11 protein-coding genes are annotated in these 21242 nt (G+C 42.9%); 5 read left to right on the top strand and 6 right to left on the bottom strand.

The genetic code is table 11. The features are described from left to right. Positions 1-13: 13 nt before the first annotated feature. Positions 14-1213, bottom strand: coding sequence for an anaerobic sulfatase-maturation protein (locus tag ACYQ3L_RS03170; protein ID WP_380001799.1), 1200 nt, complete (start codon positions 1211-1213; stop codon positions 14-16). Beyond that, positions 1210-2589 (bottom strand): sulfatase family protein, encoded by a 1380-nt coding sequence (locus tag ACYQ3L_RS03165; protein WP_380001801.1) that lies wholly within the window; start codon positions 2587-2589, stop codon positions 1210-1212. Before ACYQ3L_RS03165 ends, ACYQ3L_RS03170 begins: the two co-directional genes overlap by 4 nt. Positions 2590-3120: 531 nt before the next feature. On the opposite strand from ACYQ3L_RS03165, the gene ACYQ3L_RS03160 reads away from it, so the two are divergent. Next, positions 3121-7155 carry a hybrid sensor histidine kinase/response regulator transcription factor gene (locus ACYQ3L_RS03160; protein ID WP_380001803.1) on the top strand — a complete coding sequence of 1345 codons (4035 nt, stop codon included), beginning with the start codon at positions 3121-3123 and terminating at the stop codon, positions 7153-7155. Positions 7156-7197: 42 nt separating this feature from the next. On the opposite strand, the gene ACYQ3L_RS03155 is transcribed toward ACYQ3L_RS03160, so the two are convergent. From ACYQ3L_RS03155 to ACYQ3L_RS03145, 3 genes are all read right to left on the bottom strand, one after another. Next, positions 7198-8763 carry a sulfatase family protein gene (locus tag ACYQ3L_RS03155; protein WP_380001805.1) on the bottom strand — a complete coding sequence of 522 codons (1566 nt, stop codon included), beginning with the start codon at positions 8761-8763 and terminating at the stop codon, positions 7198-7200. A gap of 561 nt (positions 8764-9324) precedes the next feature. Continuing rightward, positions 9325-10716 carry an arylsulfatase B gene (locus ACYQ3L_RS03150; RefSeq protein ID WP_380001807.1) on the bottom strand — a complete coding sequence of 464 codons (1392 nt, stop codon included), beginning with the start codon at positions 10714-10716 and terminating at the stop codon, positions 9325-9327. A gap of 15 nt (positions 10717-10731) precedes the next feature. Further along, positions 10732-12108: a sulfatase-like hydrolase/transferase gene (locus ACYQ3L_RS03145; protein ID WP_380001809.1), complete on the bottom strand. Its 1377-nt coding sequence runs from the start codon at positions 12106-12108 to the stop codon at positions 10732-10734. Positions 12109-12464: 356 nt separating this feature from the next. Between ACYQ3L_RS03145 and ACYQ3L_RS03140 the strand changes: the two genes are divergently transcribed. From ACYQ3L_RS03140 to ACYQ3L_RS03125, 4 genes are read left to right on the top strand one after another with little or no spacing between them, the layout of a single operon-like run. Then, positions 12465-13820 (top strand): sulfatase family protein, encoded by a 1356-nt coding sequence (locus tag ACYQ3L_RS03140; protein WP_380001811.1) that lies wholly within the window; start codon positions 12465-12467, stop codon positions 13818-13820. Positions 13821-13869: 49 nt separating this feature from the next. Continuing rightward, the gene (locus tag ACYQ3L_RS03135) at positions 13870-15516 is read left to right on the top strand and encodes an arylsulfatase (protein ID WP_380001908.1); all 1647 of its coding nucleotides are present in this window, start codon (positions 13870-13872) and stop codon (positions 15514-15516) included. A gap of 4 nt (positions 15517-15520) precedes the next feature. Beyond that, positions 15521-17815, top strand: coding sequence for a glycoside hydrolase family 2 protein (locus ACYQ3L_RS03130; protein WP_380001813.1), 2295 nt, complete (start codon positions 15521-15523; stop codon positions 17813-17815). 45 nt (positions 17816-17860) lie between these two features. Next, complete coding sequence (locus ACYQ3L_RS03125; RefSeq protein ID WP_380001910.1) at positions 17861-19663, top strand: glycoside hydrolase family 2 protein; 1803 nt, start codon at positions 17861-17863, stop codon at positions 19661-19663. Positions 19664-19844: 181 nt separating this feature from the next. Here ACYQ3L_RS03125 and ACYQ3L_RS03120 read toward each other — a convergent pair whose 3' ends face one another. Further along, positions 19845-21233, bottom strand: a complete 1389-nt coding sequence (locus tag ACYQ3L_RS03120) for a hypothetical protein (protein ID WP_380001815.1) — start codon at positions 21231-21233, stop codon at positions 19845-19847. Positions 21234-21242 lie beyond the last annotated feature (9 nt).

The following is a 21242-nucleotide window of genomic DNA, read 5'->3' as shown; positions in this document are numbered from 1 at the left end:
GCTTATCAGTTTCCTATATCATTGCGTCTATCCTGTTCTCCTTCAGATATTGCATAATATTAGCCGGCGGCCTCTTATTGTCGAGTTCCTTTTTCATAAAGTCCATATATGGAGCTACATGCTTGTAGAACTTGTAATAACCTTCGCAGAGGTAGTTAAGTCCCTCTTCGCCGTCTTTTGTCTTTATTATCCTGTTCTTGGGGCATTCACCGTGGCAGGCAAACAGCACGTCACATTCCTTGCATTGCCGCGGCAGCTTATCGTATTTGTCCTGTCCGAATCTCATCTGTTGCGGCGAATACATCATTTCGGTCAGGGTATGTGTCTTAATGTTGCCCAGTTTATATTTGGGATATACAAAATGGTCGCAGCTATAGACATCCCCGTTGAATTCCATTACTCCGGCATGCCCGCAGTATTTTGCCAGCGTGCACACCCCCGGGTCGGCACCTACCCAGTTTGCCAGGGTAGAGTCGAAATATTGTATGTAAAACTGTCCCACATCGTTTCTTACCCATTCGTTGAAGATGGCGATAAGGAAATCTCCCCATCCCGCGGCAGGTACATTCCATGAGGCGGGTTCCCCGTTTATTCGTTCTACGATAGGAGAGAACTGGATGAAGCGGCAATCGATGGACTTGAAGAAATTATAGAATTCCAGCGGATAGTCCACGTTATAGTCGTTGACTACTCCCATGGCATTATACTCTACCCCGTGTTTTTTCAGCAGGGAAAGGCCTTTCATTACTTTGTAGAACGAAGGCTCGTTGTTCACTCCCTTGCGGTACTTGTCGTGGCAATGCTGAGGGCCGTCTATGGATATCCCTACAAGGAAATTGTTGTCCTTGAAGAAACGGCACCAGTCGTCGGTCAGCAATGTGCCGTTTGTCTGTATGCTGTTGTCTATCTGACGTCCACGTCCATATTTCTTTTGCAGTTCCAGCGCTTTCTTGTAAAAAGATATATTCCTCATCAGCGCTTCGCCTCCGTGCCAGGTGAAAAGTACCTGCGGCATGGTCTGGGATTCCAGATAATCTTTGATGAACTTCTCAAGAAGCTCATCGGACATCACATAACGCTTATCATCGGGATACAGCTCTTTTTTCTCCAGATAGTAGCAATACTTACATCTGAGATTGCATGCCGCACCGATAGGTTTCAGCATTACATATAGTGGTTTGGCAAATGGGGTAGCGTAGGTAGTATTATTCATTCTTCTTCGTTTTTTTCCTTATATTTATGTTTCAATGCATCCATTTCTGTAGCCTGGCCAAGATCTCCTTGCGATTCCATCCATTTATGAAGCTCTTTGCGCAATATTTCTACATCCCGGGTGTATTTACCGTCACCTATAAGGTTATTCATTTGATAAGGGTCGTTAATAATATCATATAGTTCTTCCTGCGGGCGATACTGGTAATTGTACACCTGCTGTTTTGCATGATTGTTCGTATCGGCTTCTCTTTTCCATGAAGCCCAGACAAGATCGTTATTCTTGGTCGAAACACACCTGAAAGGCTCCTCAGGCGTAAGATTGACGATATAACTAAACCTGTCGTTCCTTACAGACCGTATCCCGTAATATGGAGATCCGCTAATGATGCCTCTGGTCGTCTGCAATGCAAAAACATATTCTTTAAACCGGTCCGCATTACCCCTTATTACAGGCTGGAAGCTGCGTCCGTCAAGTCCCTCAGGAACCGCTGCACCCGCTATATCGAGCAGGGTAGGCGTAACGTCCACATATTCGCACATAGCATCCGTTTCGGTTCCGGGAGAAGTTACTCCCTGCCAGCGTATGATAAAGCCCGTTTGCAGGCCGGCGTCATAACATGTCCATTTTGCAAAAGGGAATGAATATCCTTGTTCGCTTGTAAATATAAATATAGTATTATTATCCAGATTATATTTCTTTATCAGTTCATCTATTTTGCCCACGTCTGAATCCAGTTGATTGATCTCTGCCAGATAACTGACATATTTTTCACGTGTTTCTTTTGTATCGACCAGGGAAGGAGGCAGCGCCAGCTTCTCCGCATCAAAAAGGGAACGGTCTCCTCTTGTCCACGGCGAATGTGGATCGTGAGAAGCGATGTATAGGAAGAAAGGTTCTTTCTTTTCTGAGACATCGGCCATGAAGCGTTCTATTTTTTCAATATTGACATTGTCACCTCCCGGACTCAAAAATTCGAAAGGGAAGGCTTCTAACGGAGCTATATGCCTTTTTCCCTGTATTGCCACACGGTAACCGGCATTTTTAAGATAATAGGGAAGGGTTTTTATGCCCTCTTCGATAAAAGTATGATTAGGATAAGCTCCCGATTTCACCGGATACAGGCCGGTAAGCAGACAGTGCCGGGTTGGGGAACTCATCGCTGTAGCCTGAAAGAAATTATTAAATTTCAGCCCCTCTGAAGCAATACGGTCAATATTCGGGGTAACCGCGTCGGCACTTCCATAACAACCGAGGTCGCCACGACGGCAATCATCGGCTATAACAAGTACTATATTGGGTCGGGAATTTTGAGCGATAGAAGTTATACAGGGTAAACCTGCCGCTATCCATAAAAGTAAATTCTTATTATTCATTTTTCCGGTATTATTGATTATAGTTAAATAACAATAAGTAAATCATGCGAATCAAAAGTTGAACCTCCTGGATTCCGCCTTCATATTTAATTGCGCAAGCAGAAAGTAACAAAGGTAACGGAAAATCAGTGAACAGTTAGCAGTAAACAGTTAACAACTCGTAACTTGTAACCCGTATCTTTTATAAAAACCTGAAACTTACAACTTAACTTATTACTCATTATTTACCACTTATTCCATTCTTTCAAAGAATTATAAGCTAAAGGCTAAAGCTTATTACATAGATAAAATATTTTCCAAAAAACAACAATCCTTTTCGTTATTTTATAGGAAATATCATGTTAAAAAATGAAATGGATTATTGATTCAGGTTTATATCAAAAGTAGTTATATATATCGCCCGTAAAAAGCACATATGTTCTTATTATTAGTACAAATGTTTATTGGCAGAAGTTAAGAAGGCTGTATAAGTGTTGTATTCTGGATTATTTTATTAGTTTTGTTTACAATCTAATTTACTGTGAATTAAAAATGAGACACTTGTTCTTATTGTTATGCTTGTTTCTATTACATGTAGTAGTTACAGCCTCTCCCACTTCGGTTAACAGACTTCGTTTTTCTCATCTTACCAATAAAGACGGACTACCTGGCAACACGGTTTTTGCAATACTTGAAGACCAGAAAGGATACTTTTGGTTCGGGACAAAAAATGGTGTATGCAAATACGATGGCAAAACCTTTGTTGTATATGAACATAACTCATCAGATACGACTTCCCTGTTGAGTAATGACATCAGGTATTTATATGAAGATTCCAATAAAGCATTATGGGCGGCGACTAATTATGGTTTGACCAGATATAACCGGGAACAAGACCGTTTCGAAACCGTTGTCAAGAATGTACTTGTACGCGGAATGATAGAGGATGGAAAAGGAGGATTTTATGTAGCCGCTCCCCGTGGACTCAGGCATATTGACAGCCTTTTTAATGTTAAAGATTATGTTGGGGCGAATAACATAGTGGTAAACGGGAATGCGATGGATATTGTTAAGGATGAAAAAGGTGATCTATGGGTAGCTACCAAAAAAGGATTATACCACGTATCGTTAAAGGATAGTACGGTTACTCTGTATTACAATGATCCTAAAAACAAAAATTCTATCCCTACCAACGACCTTATTTGCCTCTATAAAGATCAAAGAGATAACCTGTGGGTTGGCACAGCAGATAAAGGTTTGTTACATTTCGATCCTCATGAGAAAACATTTTCTACTGTAAAAAGTATTAGCAATTCTTATATTCATCATATAAGGGAAGACGACTCCGGCAGGCTTTGGGTCGGAACAGAATGGGGACTGAATATATACGATACTGAAAGTGGAGAAAACCTTGTCTGCCTGAATGACCTTAGCGATAATAACAGTATAAATGACAATGCTGTATACAGTATCTACAAAGACCGGGATAATAATATGGTAATAGGTACATACTTCGGAGGCGTAAACTTATTACTTAAATCGTACCAGAGATTTGCCCTGTATGTTCCGGAACTGAGCAAGAACAGTATCGGAGGCAAAGCTGTACGCCAGATCATAGGGGCGGAAGGCAATGATCTATGGATTGCTACTGAAAATGGAGGTTTGAACTATTATCACAGCGAAGATGACAACTTTACCCGTTATGGAAGCAAAAGCAATGGCGGAGGGCTAACAAGCAATAACGTCCATTCGCTATTAAAGGACGATGAAGGAATCCTGTGGATAGGCACATACTTAGGTGGCCTGAACAGGTATGATCCCAAAACGGGGAAGTTCACATATTACATGAAACAGCAATATCCTATATTCAATAATAACAATGTTTTCGCCTTATTACAAGACAGGGATGGTCTTATCTGGATAGGAACCACCTCGGGCCTGCTGAATTACGACAAATCCACAAATAAATTTGTCGATTTTGAATCCGGTATTTTCAGGACCGGGCAAATAGATGTCCTTTTCGAAGATTCTTCAGGGAATATATGGCTGGGCACACATTTCAGAGGGGTGTTCAAGTATAATAAACACAATCAGGAGGTGATAAATTATTCGACAAGAACGACACCGAGTATTTCAGACGATTACATAAACTATGTCTATGAAGATAAAGATAAGAATATATGGGTGTCTACCCATTACGGAGGCTTGAATCTTATCCGGACAAAAGATAATACCGTCAAGGCATATGATAAAGAGGACGGCCTGCCGTCCAATACTACTTACGGACTTACGGAAGACAATGAAGGCAACCTGTGGATCGCAACCAATAACGGACTGGCGAGATTTGACAGAGAACGGCGGCTATTCTCGAAGTTTACAACTCAGGACGGCCTGCCGAACGACCAGTTCAACTACAATTCCGTTTACAAAGATAAATTGGGGCGAATCTATTTCGGCACTATCAACGGTCTGATCCGTATACAACCCGGTATGCTCAATATCAGCCAGACAAATCCACGGGTCGATATCGTTGATATGAGGATAATGGGTAAAAGCGTTTTCCCGAATGAAGAAAATTCCCCGTTGAAAAAATCAATCAATGAAACCAGTGATATAACCCTTACCGAAAGTCAGGCGAAATCCTTCTCTTTCATATTCTCGGCGCCTTCCCTTGTGCATTCGCGCAATATATCTTATGCCATAAAACTCAGCGATATAGACAAGGAGTGGGTTGATCTGGGCAACCAGGATCAGGTTACATATGCAAATCTTCCGGCAGGAGCATATGACTTCATGGTCCGGGCCGCACTCGATAATAACTGGAATGAGAGTGAAATAAGGGTCATTCATCTGACAGTGCTGCCGCCATTCTGGAAATCGGAGACTGCATATGTGATATACTTTCTGATACTTTTATTACTCATATTCTTAGTATACCGTATAATTTCCATACGTCAGAAAGAACACCGTCTGATAATTACAGAACGATTAGAAAAGGAGAAGCTCAAAGAAGTAAACAGGCTAAAGATCAATTTCTTCACTAATATATCACACGAACTCCGTACACCATTGACATTGATCGTATCACCGATCTATACTATATTGACTCAATCCGCTCTCCCTGAAGAGGCAAGGGTAAAAATACAGGCGATACAAAAAAATGTGCAAAGAATGCAGAATCTGGTAGACGAACTGATCCTGCTGAGTAAAATAGAAACGGAAGTAGAAAAGATCAGGGTCAAAGAAGGATATGTCTTGCGTTTCATTATAGAGATAGCGAACGGATTCAAGCTATTGGCCGAGAGTAAGAATATCTTATTCTCTATAAATATAACGGTATCAAGGTACCCCGTTTATTTCGATCCCTCAAAACTGGAAAAGATTGTTTTCAACCTGCTTTCGAATGCGTTGAAATTTACTGATGCCGGGGGAGAGATCCGTATATCTGCCGAATTGTATAACGATAACGGAACAGAGAAACTCCGGATAGAAGTCGCCGATTCGGGTTGTGGGATTTCCGAAGGGGAACTCTCCCAGATATTCGACAAATACTATCAGACTATTAACACAAAGGAGAACAGCGGCTTCGGTATAGGACTGAATATGGTAAGACAACTTGCCCAATTACACAAAGGTGATATCTCTGTCGAAAGCAGTGAAGGTAAGGGCAGCAAATTTACCGTGGTAGTGAATGTCGATAGAGACTCATTCAAAGAGAATGAAATATCATCAAAGAGATTCGATAACCAGGTAATAGACAGCTATTCATACCTGATCCCCGAAGAAAATAAAACGGAGATAAACACGCTCAATACAGACAATTCTCAGGAAAGGCCGCATATACTTATTGTCGAAGATAATCATGAACTGTTGAACTTTATTGATGGAATCTTTAACAAGGATTACCGGACAACCCTTTGCGTCAACGGGCAGGAGGGACTTATAGCCGCTTTGGACTTAAGCCCCGATCTCATCATAAGCGACCTGATGATGCCGGTCATGGACGGACTGCAATTCTGCAACGAAATAAAGTCCTCGATAGAAACATGCCATATCCCGTTTGTCATCCTCACTGCGAAATCCGGGGATGAGAATAAGATGGAAGGCTATGAATACGGGGCGGAAGCCTATGTTGAGAAGCCTTTCAATCCGGCCATTTTGCAGCAGAGAGTGAAAAACCTGTTGAAGATGCAACAGCAATTAAGTAAAAGGATGCGGGATAATCTGGCCACATCATTTACCGAAGAGCCTGATATATGTGTCCACGATAAAAAGCTGCTGGAGTCTATACACAATTATGTCAAAGAACACATCGACAAGTCATTTTCGGTAACCGATATCACCGAAGCCGTGGGAATAAGCCGTACCCTGCTGCATACCAAGCTTAAGAAGCTGGTAGGACTGTCTGCTACCGAATATATTACCAAAATACGCCTGGAACATAGCCTTAAACTTATAAATGAAGGCCGGAATGTTTCGGAAGTCGCATATATGGCCGGCTTCACATCACCTAATTACTTCTCACGATGCTTCAAGAAAGCCTTTAACATTTCTCCGCGTGAATATGCTTCAAGAAAAGGAGGATGATTTCATTAACGTCCTCCTTAATCTATGCTGTTTGTTCCTCCCTCAACGGAACATATAGTTATGTTCATTCCTTTTGAAACGGTAACGGTTTCTGGGTACCGGCAAAGGGTCTTGTGTAGAAATATCCCACCTTAACAAGGTTTCAATCATTTCATTCCTGATATCACTATATTCTTTATTTCCAAAAAGATTATCCAGTTCCGACGGATCGTTTTTCATGTTATAAAGCTCTCCGTTACCATCCATATCGTAAACCAGCTTCCAGTCTCCCTTGCGAAGCATACGCATTGTCCCGCTCTGCGTCCATGTATTGAGTTCGTCAAAAAACAGGCCTTTCTTACCTACCGCGCCTTCTTCCTTATAATCGGTAGCGTCTTCCTTTGTATAATACATTCCGCCAAAGCCGTCCTGCACCATTACGCTCCCGAATTCTTTTTCGGGATACTCCTTTCCCTGCAACATGGGCCACAGGCTGCGCCCTTGTACTCCTACCGGGATGTCAGCACCCATAACTTCGCAAATGGTAGGAAAAATATCAACAATATTCACATGCGCTTTATGCGGGTTTGCAGAAGGCTTTATTCCGGGGCCTGTCCATTGCATGGGTATGCGGGCAATAGCATCGTCCAGTCCCACGCCTTTTTTCATCAGGCCGTATTCGCCGGCATAATCCCCATGATCTGCGACAAACACAATGATAGTATTATCATAGATATGCTTTTCTTTCAGTTCATTTACCAAACGGGCCAGCTGGTCGTCGATCATCCTCAGCATTCCGTGATAAACAGAACGGAGCCGCTGCAAATCCCTCTGATAGCCTACATGCCCCTGCCCCATCATTTCCGAGAGTAACTCATACTCTTCGCCTTTCGATTTCATATCTCCGGCAGAGCTTCTCATCTCCGGCAGTGACCCGGGAGGAAACATCGAATAATAAGGTTCACAAGTCTGGTACGGGTTGTGAGGCTCAGCAATAGAAAGCCACATCAGGAAAGGCTTGCCGGATACCGAATCTATCCAGCGGGAAGCATCGTCTACCATACGGTATGGCAATTGCGCTTCTATCCCATAGGGTGAGGGTTCCATATTGGCATACATATCCAGGGTCTTCAGATATTTGTCAAAAGCGTTGCCTAACTCGCTTTTATCTTTCGAATCCTGCCCGTCATGGTTATAAGCACTCCAGTAATCTACCCTGTCGGGAGACAGGTGCGAATGGTTTTTTCCGATCAGGGCCGTTGCGTATCCCTTCTCTCTGGCCACATCAAAAAGGTCTTTGTTATAAAAAGCATCTTTAATATTATGGTTGGAACGTACATGTGTTGCACCGGGATATCTTCCGGTCAGCATGGACACCCGGGCCGGGCCGCTGGCCGGAGCTGCGGTATAGGCTTTGTCGAACCACACTCCATTCTTCGCCAGATTATCGGCAAAAGGCATTGTATTCAACGGGTATTGCTCGCGCTGCAATAAATCGGCACGCAGCTGGTCTGCCATGATAATAATAATGTTCGGACTCTTGGGCGAATCTTGTCCCAGAATGCCTGAAAACGGGGATATGGATGCCGCTATCCCGAAAAATAATTTTTTGTCGCAAAGTGATATCATAGTTTATTTCTTTGGTTGCTAAAGATATAAAAAGGGCTGATTGCCTGTATGGATATTAAATATTCTACTTATGTCAATTTATCGGTTGTAATTAGTCAATATGCTGAAGCTTGCGATCTGCCTCTTACCTTTGCATTTATTAACTATATATAGTTAAAACTTGACATATCTGACACTTTTTCTACTATTTTCTTACTGTGGTTTTTATATTTGTTAACTATATTTGGTTAAAAGGTAACAAAAGTAACAGTTTTTTAGCTGATAGCTTTTAGCCGTTAGCCTTTTTCTTGTATCTCGCAACTTAAAAAAGTAACAAAGGTAACAGGTTCTGCATTTATTCGCCCCTACGGCTTTCCAAAAAAGTTACAAAAGTAACACATGTAACACTTTTTACTAATTTGCTCATCTGCTAATTTACAAATTTACTTTTTCTCATTCCTTCAAAGAGCTATAAGCTAATGGCTAAAAGCTATCAACTGCATATATAGATAAAGTTTTCCGTTTCTTATCCGCTTTTTCTATTGACTTTTACAGCATAGCCAACAGCTTCGGACAGTCCACTTATTTTGCTACTTTCCATTCGGAGGGAACTACAAAATCCTCGCGTCCGTGACCGTATGGAAGAACCTTGAACGGAGGTTCTATCGCATCATATTTTTCTGCGATTTTCTTCAGTCTTTGCAGTTCGGCCGGGTATTTATCGCTGACATTCATTTTTTCATAACTGTCTTCCGGGTAATAGATTAAAAAATCTTCATCCGTTTTTATCCTGTCGTTCTTCCCCCGAACGATTAATTTATAATCATTATTTACCACGGCTCCGCAACCTAAATACAGGTCCCGTTTTATAATATTTTCTTTTCCTGATAACACCGGTGAAATATCAATTCCGTCGAAAGGCCGGTGAGGTTTACCTTTGATAGAAAGTATCGACTTTATTGTAGGCATTATATCTACAAAGCCGGTGACCTGGCTGATTTCGCGGCCTCCTTTATACTTAGCCGGATATGAGATTATTGCAGGAGTTCTTACTCCCCCGTCCCATTCTTCAAATTTTGTCCCGCGCAACGGCTTATTATTCCCCCCTCCGTTGGGTTCCGCCCCATTGTCGCTAAAGAATATGAACAGCGTATTTTCATCCATGCCTTTGGCCTTTAGCGCTTCGCGTATCTTACCTATACCCCTGTCCAGGCATGTTACCATTGCCGCATAGGTAGCTTTTTTACGTTCCCTGGGCGATAAAGCCTCTATATTGTCCGTATACAGGGCGATATCTTCGGGTTTGGCCTGCAAGGGCGTATGCGGCGCATTATAGGCTACATACAGGAAGAACGGATTCTCATCCTGCGAATGATTGTCTATATAGTTTATGGCCTCCTGTGTAATCAGGTCTGTGGAATAACCTTCGTCATACGAAGAATCCCAGTTGCGATGCCAATCCAGCTCTCCTTCCCTCTTATGGTCAAAATAGTCGATAGCCCCGTTTAGGTGTCCGTAGAAATATGTAAATCCCCTGCTTAGCGGATAATATTCTTTCCGGGAATGCCCCAGATGCCATTTTCCTATGATTGCACGCTCTGTGTAACCCGCCTTTCCCAGCATTTCGGGCAGTAATTCTTCTTCCGTATCCAATCCGAAATCGCGCCAGGGCGGAATAACGGTCTCCCTTAATCCGTAACGGTTAGGATACCGCCCCGTGAGCAATCCCGCTCTTGTAGGTGAACTTACGGGAGCCGTGTAGAAACGGTTCATCCGGATACCTTCTTCTGCCAGCTTATCCAGATTGGGAGTCTTAATATTACTCCCATGAAAACCCACATCGCCCCAACCCAGATCATCGGCTAATATGATAACTATATTCGGCCTTTTATCTTTTTCGTGGGCAGACGCGCCATCCGCATATCCGAGAAATAAGGACGGCAAAATAAATGAAAGCGCTTTACTTTTATCCATACCTTTTCGTACAAATTATTTACGGGGTAGTTCCGGTAAGGAATTTCGCCAGTCTAAGGCCAGTTTCTTCAGTTCTTTTGTTACCTCGGGGTATTTCTCCGCAACGTTTACATTTTCCCGCGGATTCTTATAAAGGTCATACAGCATTACATCCGAGCCGTCTTTATTTACCAGTAATTTCCAGTCGCCTTTTCTTACCGCGACATTAGGGCTGGCATCTTCACCTTTGGGCTTAGGAAATGCCTCGCTTTCATTTCGTCTGTACTCCCAGAATATCGCTTTATCCCGTTTCAGTTCTTTACCCAATAGAGCTTTACTCATATCCGTACCGTCGCTCCGGTATCCTTCAGGCAGCGGTGTGCCGGCTATCGCGCACAGGCTTTTGAACATATCCAATGCACTCACGACGCTCGTATTATCCGATTTCCCCTGAGGAACGGCACCCTTAGTATCCCAGACGATAAACGGCAGACGGGTCCCCCCCTCGAACAAAGAGGCTTTGCAGCCCCGCAGGTTGCCTGCCCGGCTACCGCGAAAACTTGGGGCAGGCCCGTTGTCGCTTGCAAAAATGACAATCGTGTTATTATCGAGGTTCAGCTTTTTTATTTCACTCAGCAACCGTCCTATTTGTTTGTCATACTCGGTTAAGACCGTACAGAAGTTTTTCTCACTCTGATAATCGTGAGGAACAATATCCTGTTCTTCTATATTGCCTACCCAGGGAGTATGCATATCATCGGGCCAGAGGTTGATAAAGCAGGGTTCGCCTTTATGCTTTTTCAGGAAATCTATTGTTTTATCTACAAAATAGGCAGTCCTGTCCCAACGCTTTACACTGTCCTGAGGAGACCATATCCAGTCGGTCGCGGTCAATAGCGGGTCAGCTGCCGGGCTTTCGTATGTGCTGGCATATTCATCATATCCGTAAGCATCGAACACAGGAGCATTCTTTACATCACGGCCTCCGCCCAGATGCCATTTACCGAAATGTCCGGTCTTATATCCGGCCGCTTTCATGGCCTTTGGTATTGTCGGGGCATTCGGGTCCAGAAAGTCCGCCATTTCGGCATCGCGGTTCCCTTTACGGGTTTGCAGATAACTTGTAATATTCCATCTGGCAGGATGCATCCCTGTTAATAAGCCGGCCCGCGAAGGCGAGCTTATAGGAGAGGCGCTATAATATTGGTTAAAATATATTCCTTCGGATGCCATCCGGTCAATATTGGGAGTAGGGACAAATTTGCCGCCATAGACACCGACATCGCTGTAACCCATATCATCGGTCAGGATAAAAATAATATTGGGACGATGCTCACTTTGCGCCTTTATTTTACTTGCATATGACACAACACAGATTCCGGCAAAAAAACAGTTGATAAATTTAGTATTCATAATATTGAGAATTGTTTGGTTTACAGTAATCAGCCTGATTAGCCATACCCAAAATTAGTAGAATAAATTCCGGATAGGATGCATTATTGTTTCAAATATTAGTATTTATGTTTATACGGACTATTGAGGCCGGCTATTTTCAGTTGAGCGGAAAAGGAATAAACCGGACTACAGGGCGGGCAAGAATAAAAAGGTAAGACCGGTAGCATAAATATTCTTTTTATAAAGAGTTATAGCTTTTGTACAATAGTGTGTGTTTCGTGAACATGCCTGCAAATGCCGACTGAATACTTCTGTTAATTTTGTCATGTGCTATACCATGATGAATAATTAATTAAAACACACCGAAGTACATTATGAATTTAAGGACTGTAAAAAGAACAATATTCCTGTTGCTCCCAATCGCATATACAGCAAATGCACAGGAAAAGCCAAACATTGTAGTTATCCTTGCCGATGACTTAGCCTCAAACGAAATTAGTTGTTACGGAGGAAAAAACCTTGTCACTCCCAATATCGACAGGATTGCTAAAGAAGGAGTGAGATTTACCAACAATTACGCTTCATGTACCATGAGCGTACCTATCAGGGCATCTTTATACACCGGATTGTATCCGGCAAAACATGGATCTTATCAAAATCACAAGGCCTCTAATCCCGATATAAAGAGCATCACCCATTACTTTCCGCAGGCCGGCTACAGGGTGGGACGGACCGGAAAAACGCATACACAACCGCAAAAGGTTTATAATTTTGAAAAAGTACCGGGCTTTGAAGTTGATTGCGTATCCCCTACTGCCAATTATACGACAGACGGCATACGCGAGTTTATGAAAAGAGATGACAACCCTTTCTGCCTTTTTGTTTGCAGCATACATCCCCATGCGCCATGGACCTGGGGCAATCCGGACGAGTTCGATGCCGACAGAATAGTATTGCCTCCTAATTCTGTAGATAATGAAAGAACACGCCAATTATACAGAAACTATCTGGCCGAGGTAAGAGCTTTGGATGATGAGGTCGGAGCCGTTTTAAAAGTGCTGGAAGAAACAGGAAAGCTCGATAATACATTGGTCATATTCCTGGGGGAACAAGGCCCGCAATTCCCCGGAGGTAAGTGGACATGTTGGAATTATGGACAAAACAGCGCTTTAGTCGCACGCTTCCCCGGAAAAATAAAAGCAAATACCACGAATAATGCAATAGTCCAGTACGAAGACATCCTCCCTACCCTGATGGACTTTGCCGGTGGCGGAGCGATAGACGGGATAGACGGGACGAGTTTCTTAAAAGTTCTTTACGGTAAAGAAAAAGAGCATCGCCAATATGCTTACGGCATTCATAATAATATTCCGGAAGGAACTGCATATCCGATACGAAGTATAAGGGATAAAAGGTATAAGCTGATACTTAATCTTACGCCCGAAGCCGAATATTTTGAAAAACACCTGATGAATGTGAAAAACAACCGGAGCGTCTGGGCAAGCTGGCTCGAAAGCGCCCAATCCGACCCTGAAGCAAAGCGTTTTGTCGATAGATATGTAAAACGTCCTGCCGTGGAATTTTATGATATGCAAAACGATCCGTGGGAGCTAAATAATCTGGCTGGCAATGAAAAATACAGTAAAAGAATGACCGGAATGAAGAAAGAACTCGAAAAATGGATGCAACAGCAGGGGGATACGGGAGCAGCCATGGATATAGAATTCTAATTATAAACGATATAAATGACTGAAAATGAATAAACCTATATCGATAGTGATGCTTGGTACGGGATTAGTCCCGTTGCTGCCATGCTTCTCACAGGAAAAGAAACAAAAAGACGAGCGCCCCAATATTATCGTCGTCATGGTGGATGATATGGGCTGGTCGGACTTAGGATGCTTTGGCGGGGAGATGAATACCCCGAATATAGACGGTCTGGCAGACAACGGCGTACGCTTTACCAATATGTATAACGCAGGCCGGAGTTGCCCTTCCCGCGCCAGTTTGCTTACAGGCTTATATCCGCATCAGGCGGGCATCGGGCGAATGACATTCAATCAGAACCTGCCCGGATATATCGGCTCGCTGAGCGACAATGCCGTAACTATAGCGCAAGTACTGAAAAGTGCCGGATACAATACCGGAATGGTAGGCAAATGGCATGTTTCGGAAACGCCTCTGAAGGAAGACCAGCGCGAATGGCTGGCACATCAGCGCGATTATAGCGATTATATAGCGCCATCCCAGTATCCTACGGCAAAAGGTTTCGATTATTATTACGGCGTATTGTATGGAGTAGTTAACTTCTTCGACCCTTTCAGCCTGGTCTATGGTGATAAGCCTGTTAAAGAAGTACCGTCAAATTACTATATAACCGATGCGTTAAGCGACAGCGCGGTTGCCTATGTGAACAGGAATGCGAAACTGGATAAACCGTTCTTCCTTTATCTGGCACATACTGCACCCCATTGGCCGTTGCATGCCCTGCCCGAAGATATAGACAAATACAAGGACCGGTATAAAGGCGGATGGGAAAGTATCCGTGAAGAGCGATACGACAGGATAAAGAAAATGGACCTGCTGGCATCGGAGGATGAATTCCTGTCGAAACAAAATCCCGACCGGGAGTGGATGCAGAATAAGGATTCCGTTTGGGACGCCCGTGCAATGGCTGTTCATGCCGCAATGATAGACAGGGTAGACCAGGGCATCGGCAGGCTGATAAAGACGCTGAAAGACAATGGCGCTCTGGACAATACACTTATCCTATTTATGAGTGATAACGGCTGTAGTCCCGAAGTTTGTCAGAATTATTCACCGGGAGACAACGACCGTCCCGATATGATGAGGAACGGGGAACCGATCATTTACCCCAAACAGAAAGAAGTGCTGCCCGGGCCTCAGAATACGTTTGCCTCGTTGGGCGCAAGCTGGGCCAATGTTGCAAACACGCCGTTCCGCTTCTGGAAAGCAAAAACATATGAAGGCGGTATCTGTACACCTTTTATCGCCCATTATCCTAAGGGCATCAATATGAAAAAGGGCTCTGTTTACCGTGGCAGCGGGCATTTGATGGATATTATGGCCACAGCCGTGGAACTGGCCGGCGCGAGATATCCGGAAAGATACGGCAATAATAACATTATCCCGATCGAAGGGAAAAGCCTTGTCCCTGCTTTCAAAAAAGGGAAACGGGAAGGACACAACTATCTGTTTTTTGAACATTTCAGGGAACGTGCCGTCGTTTCCGGCGATTGGAAGATAGTCGCCCCGAATAAAAAGCCGTGGGAATTGTATAATCTGAAAACAGACAGAACGGAGATGCATAATCTGGCAGACCAATATCCCGATATAGTAACCCGCCTTAACCAGGCCTATGACGAATGGGCTGTAAGGGCATTAGTAGAACCATCACCTAAATAATATTATGAACAAAATCTTCTTGATAATACTTTCCATCTTTTCCCTGTATGCATGTGCCGACAAGGGATGGGAATTGAAAAAGACAAAAATAGTATCCGATTTTGCCCTCAAAGTCACACCTGACAACGTATGGCAGGAGTATCCCCGTCCTATCATGCAACGGAAAGACTGGCAAAACCTCAACGGACTGTGGGAGTATAAAATTACACAGCATCAGGAAAACACCCCCTCCGATATAAACGAGGGTAAGATACTGGTCCCGTTTGCGATTGAATCTGCCTTGTCGGGAGTGCAAAAAACGTTTCTACCCGAGCACCAGCTATGGTATAAGAGAACGTTTTCAATACCCGGTAATTGGGAAGGGAAAAATGTATTGCTGCATTTCGGAGCTGTCGACTTTGCATCCCAGATATGGATCAATGGGGAAAAAGTAGGCTCACACGAAGGCAGTTCCGATGCTTTTACATTCGATATCACTGCTTATCTGAAAAATGGGAATTCCCAGGAGATCATTGTTTCCGTAATAGATTCGACGGACACCTCCCATCAGCCCATCGGAAAGCAAACGCTAAATCCCCGGGGAATAAAATATACCGCCGTATCGGGAATATGGAAAACAGTGTGGCTCGAACCGGTATCTCAAAAATCAATAGAAACATTCAAAGGTTCTGCCGACATCGACAATGGTACATATAGCATCAGGGTAGCAGGGCGTAACATCAGCGGCAATGAGAAAGTCAGGATTACGGTTTTTGACCAGGGAAAAGAATTGGTTTCCAAAGAAAGTAAAATAACAGAAACCCTTGTTCTCGGAATTCCTGATGCAAAGCGCTGGAGCCCGGACAACCCATATCTTTACGATATGAAGATAGAACTGGTAAATGATAACAAAGTCGTCGATAGTGTAGACTCTTATTTTGCCATGCGTAAAATATCGGTGGCAAAAGATGAAAACGGCATTGACCGTATGATGCTGAATAATGAATTCGTATTCCAGTATGGGACACTTGATCAGGGATGGTGGCCCGATGGATTACTGACCCCTCCAAGCGATGAGGCGCTGAAATACGATATCGAGTTTTTGAAAAAAGCAGGGTTCAATACCATCCGGAAACATATAAAGATAGAACCTGAGCGCTTCTATTACCATTGCGATAAAATGGGAATGATAGTCTGGCAGGATGCTGTATGCAGCAGTGAATATAACCTGAAAGACCGGAATCCCGGCAAGCAACCCCGTTCCGCAAAACAGTTTGAGTACGAGCTGAAACAAATGATCGATCAATTAGGAAATTATCCGAGTATAGTCATGTGGGTAGTCTTCAACGAGGGCTGGGGACAGTACGGAGAAAAAGCACTGATCGACTGGACAAAGCAATACGACCCTTCAAGGCTAACTAATATAAGCGGCTGGGTAGATTTCGGAAATGGCGATATAAGCGACGTGCACAGATATCCGGGGCCGGGTCGCATCGAAAATGCGGGTAAAGGCAGGGCCTTCGTTGTCGGTGAATTTGGCGGCCTGGGATTGCCGGTTCAAGGTCATACATGGATCGAATCCGATAAGAACTGGGGATATGAAACGTTTACGGATATCGATGTCTTCAGGAAAAATTATGAGCATTTGATATTCGAACTCGATTTGCTGGCAGACCAGGGCCTAAGCGCCGCTATTTATACACAGACTACAGATGTGGAGATAGAAACAAACGGACTATTAACCTATGACCGTAAGAAAGAAAAAATACCTGCAGCTGATTTAAACCAACTGCATAAAAAACTATATGAAGGAAAAACCGCGGTAAAAGTCTATTTACCCGATTCGGAGACAGAATCCCAAATGTGGAAATACACAATTGATAAACCACAGGATAACTGGACATCGGCGGATTATAATGATGCAGGATGGAAGAGTGGTAAAGGCAGCTTCGGGTATAACAATCCAAAATTTCAGTTAGGCTATCCGGTCGATGAGCGTACATCCTTTGCACATATCCCGAAAACAACATGGAATACAGAAGATCTATGGCTGAGAAAGGAAATAGAACTGATGGAGATTCCGGTTAACCCCTTATTGAAAGTAACATATGACGACAGTGCCGAAATATATATCAATGACAAAAAGGTATTATATGTTAACGGGCGTGTGGCACATTACGGCCATCATGGTTATCTGCCTATCGAAAATGTTTTAAAAACAGGGAAGAACATCATTGCGGTTCATTGCCGGAACGATATGAAAAAAAGAGGGAACCAGATGTTTGATTTAGGTATTGTAGAAGTGATACATATTCCATAAAATAGTATTAACAGTAAAAATAATCATATGAAGAACTTGATAATGATGAGAAAGATATTTTTGATTGTATTATGTTCGTTTACTCTAACAGGGTATTCGCAGTGGTCCCCGGCAGGAGATAAAATAAAAACAAAATGGGCATCGGAAATAGATATCAATAATGTATTGCTCGAATATCCGCGCCCTATAATGGAGCGTCCCAACTGGCAAAACCTTAACGGCCTTTGGGATTATGCAATTGCTCCGGTTGGAATGCATGAGTGGGATAAATCCGACGGAAAGATACTGGTCCCTTTTCCTGTAGAATCGAGTTTATCGAGCATTCAGAAAACATTAGGGAAAAATAACGAGCTATGGTATAGCCGGGAATTTACTGTTCCCGAACGCTGGAATAACGGCAAGGTCCTATTACATTTTGGAGCTGTGGACTGGAAAGCGGATGTCTGGGTAAACGGCATAAAGATAGGAAGCCATACAGGGGGATATACTCCTTTTTCTTTCGATATTACTGCCGTATTGACTAAAGGAAACAATAAGCTAACCGTAAAGGTTTGGGACCCTACAAACGATGGATTCCAGCCCAGAGGAAAGCAAATAAATAATCCCCATGGGATATGGTACACCCCTGTCAGTGGTATTTGGCAGACCGTATGGATGGAGTCTGTCCCAAAACACTATATTACCAATCTGAAGACTACTCCCGATATTGATGGGAACCGTCTTTGCGTAGAAGTCGCTACAAATGAGAATAATTTGTCTGATATTATAGAAGTATCAGTTTGGGATAGTGGGAAGCTTGTTGCCTCGGGAAAATCTGTAAGCGGTCAGGCAGTCGAGGTTTTGATGAAAGACATCAAACTGTGGTCACCCGATTCTCCGCATTTGTATGATCTGAAAGTAACGCTTTCGAATGCGGGCAAAGTCCTGGATGAAGTAAAAAGCTATGCCGCAATGCGTAAGTATTCGACTCAACGGGATAAAAACGGGATTGTACGTCTTCAATTAAATAATAAGGACTTATTCCAGTTCGGCCCGCTAGACCAGGGCTGGTGGCCCGACGGGCTTTACACGGCGCCGACAGATGAAGCATTGGCGTATGATATAATCAAGACAAAAGATTTTGGTTATAATATGATCCGTAAACATGTAAAAGTAGAGCCTGCCCGATGGTATACCCATTGTGATAAACTGGGTATTATTGTATGGCAGGATATGCCGAACGGGGATAAGTCCCCTCAATGGCAAAACAAGAAATATTTCGATGGTAACGAATTAAAAAGAGCGGCAAATTCTGAAACGAACTACAAAAAAGAATGGAAAGAGATCATCGACTATCTTTATTCCTATCCATGTATAGGCGTTTGGGTTCCGTTTAATGAAGCATGGGGCCAGTTCAAAACGCAGGAAATAGCAGAGTGGACAAAAACTTATGATCCGTCCCGTCTGGTAAATCCTGCCAGCGGGGGCAATCATTATACATGCGGAGATATACTTGACCTGCATAACTATCCGGGCCCCGACATGTTTCTTTATGATGCCCAGCGTGCAACGGTACTGGGAGAATATGGAGGGATCGGACTACCTTTGGCCGATCATATCTGGCAACCCGACAAGAACTGGGGATATGTTCAGTTCAAAAATTCAAAAGAAGTTACGGATGAATATATAAAATACGCAAACAACCTGAAAACCCTTATCAAAGCAGGATTCTCGGCGGCAGTCTATACACAGACAACAGATGTTGAAGTAGAAGTTAACGGATTGATTACCTATGACCGTAAAGTTATAAAGGTGGATGAACCCCGCCTGAAGCAGGTCAATCAGGAAATATGCAAGGCTTTGGATTAAAAAATATCTTTTGAAAATTCGAACCTGTTACAATCAGTAGCAGGTTCGTTCTGTATATGTACCAAATATTCAGGTTCATTGCGTCTGTCTTTCGGCTTTTGTTCCAGATTATACGAAAGAAGGAACGGAGCATCAGGTTGATACCTAAAAACCCGGAATCTGAGACAGTCATAATTAAAGACTATCTGTATTTCTGAATAAAAGCAGCAAGAGGTATTCCCATCACCGGATAGTTCGGATAGGGATGAGGATTCCCCCACTGAACATCGATCTTGTTTACTTCGGGATATTCGGCATAAGGAACTGCGTACTTATCGTCTGTAATAAATTTATAACCATCCAGATTATCTATGCCAATGGCTGCATCCACGATATAAATCTGCCCTGCCTCCCTATTGTCAAATTTTTCAATTATATTTTTCCGTAATTGCCACATACAAGCATTTTGTTTAATAGTAAAATCCCCGGCCATATTATCCAGGACACCACAAGTAGATTGAGGGATCATTATTACAAATTTGCCTGAAGGTACAGCTTTCAGATACGATTCAGCCATCAGTTCTATTTGCATGTTCCATGTGTCGAAATTTATAACCGCAGGATCAGGATAATCCCTGAAATCATTAAGGCCCAGAAACTCAACAAGGATAGACGGCGCTTTTAGTTTCCACATAGAAAGATATTTGCCATAGTCAAAACTCCACTTATATTGATCATATTCTGTTTTCACCCATTTTTTACCATCATATTTTACAAAATGTTCGGATGCGTTATCATACATTATATCATTCTTTGCAGGATTCAGTTTGTATCCTGTTTGCCTGTCAAAGGAAGAGGCTCCTTTAATGAATCGCTTGGTAAAATAAATTTCTGCCGGTTTCCACTGCTTATCCGGAAAAAGATTAATTTCATGTACCAGCTGCCAATATGCTGTAGATCCCCAATACTTATTCTCTCCTTCAGGCTGCCAGAATCCATTATAGGCTTGCGACCGTTCTTTACTTATTTTAAAATATCCTCGCAATGTCCATCCCGGCCGGCCTTCGTCAAATTGCCCGGGACAACCATCAACCTCCTGAAGTCCTATCATCCTGATTTTAGGGACATATCTTTTTGAGATCAGAGCATCTTTGAAAAAGGCTCCATAGGTAAAACTGTCTCCGATAATTGAAACAGTAATGGTGTCCTTACCAATACCTTGCTGTCCAACCTGAATCACAGAGCTCACTGTCTTTAACGTTTCAAATTCATCAAGATTTACCAATTGTAACAGTACAGTATCTCCATTGACAGGAGATACCACACTTGCTACACGTTGTAACTTTCTTTCATATTCGACAGTTCCCGAAAAGCGTACAACATCATTATAAGGACGCCAACGCTTAATTAATGGCTCTACAAATATATTATTCTGTACATGGCTAAGCATATACAGTTTAGATGGCAAGCAAATATCATTACTGAACGCTTCATGTATGGTTCTATCTCCCTGTGCAAATGAATTATTCGGGAAAAAAATTACGACGTTCAAAAATAGTAATACAGGCGTCAGGATTGATTTAAACTTCATATTTGTTGG

The organism is Dysgonomonas termitidis (assembly GCF_054657735.1).
Note: the sequence above shows the minus strand (reverse complement) of the source record. Positions and strands in the feature narration are given on the sequence as shown.

Excerpts from the sequence above, each read along its gene's own strand:
- ACYQ3L_RS03170 (WP_380001799.1), bottom strand. The coding sequence starts at position 1,213 with ATGAATAATACTACCTACGCTACCCCATTTGCCAAACCACTATATGTA.
- ACYQ3L_RS03165 (WP_380001801.1), bottom strand. The coding sequence starts at position 2,589 with ATGAATAATAAGAATTTACTTTTATGGATAGCGGCAGGTTTACCCTGT.
- ACYQ3L_RS03160 (WP_380001803.1), top strand. The coding sequence starts at position 3,121 with ATGAGACACTTGTTCTTATTGTTATGCTTGTTTCTATTACATGTAGTA.
- ACYQ3L_RS03155 (WP_380001805.1), bottom strand. The coding sequence starts at position 8,763 with ATGATATCACTTTGCGACAAAAAATTATTTTTCGGGATAGCGGCATCC.
- ACYQ3L_RS03150 (WP_380001807.1), bottom strand. The coding sequence starts at position 10,716 with ATGGATAAAAGTAAAGCGCTTTCATTTATTTTGCCGTCCTTATTTCTC.
- ACYQ3L_RS03145 (WP_380001809.1), bottom strand. The coding sequence starts at position 12,108 with ATGAATACTAAATTTATCAACTGTTTTTTTGCCGGAATCTGTGTTGTG.
- ACYQ3L_RS03140 (WP_380001811.1), top strand. The coding sequence starts at position 12,465 with ATGAATTTAAGGACTGTAAAAAGAACAATATTCCTGTTGCTCCCAATC.
- ACYQ3L_RS03135 (WP_380001908.1), top strand. The coding sequence starts at position 13,870 with ATGCTTGGTACGGGATTAGTCCCGTTGCTGCCATGCTTCTCACAGGAA.
- ACYQ3L_RS03130 (WP_380001813.1), top strand. The coding sequence starts at position 15,521 with ATGAACAAAATCTTCTTGATAATACTTTCCATCTTTTCCCTGTATGCA.
- ACYQ3L_RS03125 (WP_380001910.1), top strand. The coding sequence starts at position 17,861 with ATGAGAAAGATATTTTTGATTGTATTATGTTCGTTTACTCTAACAGGG.
- ACYQ3L_RS03120 (WP_380001815.1), bottom strand. The coding sequence starts at position 21,233 with ATGAAGTTTAAATCAATCCTGACGCCTGTATTACTATTTTTGAACGTC.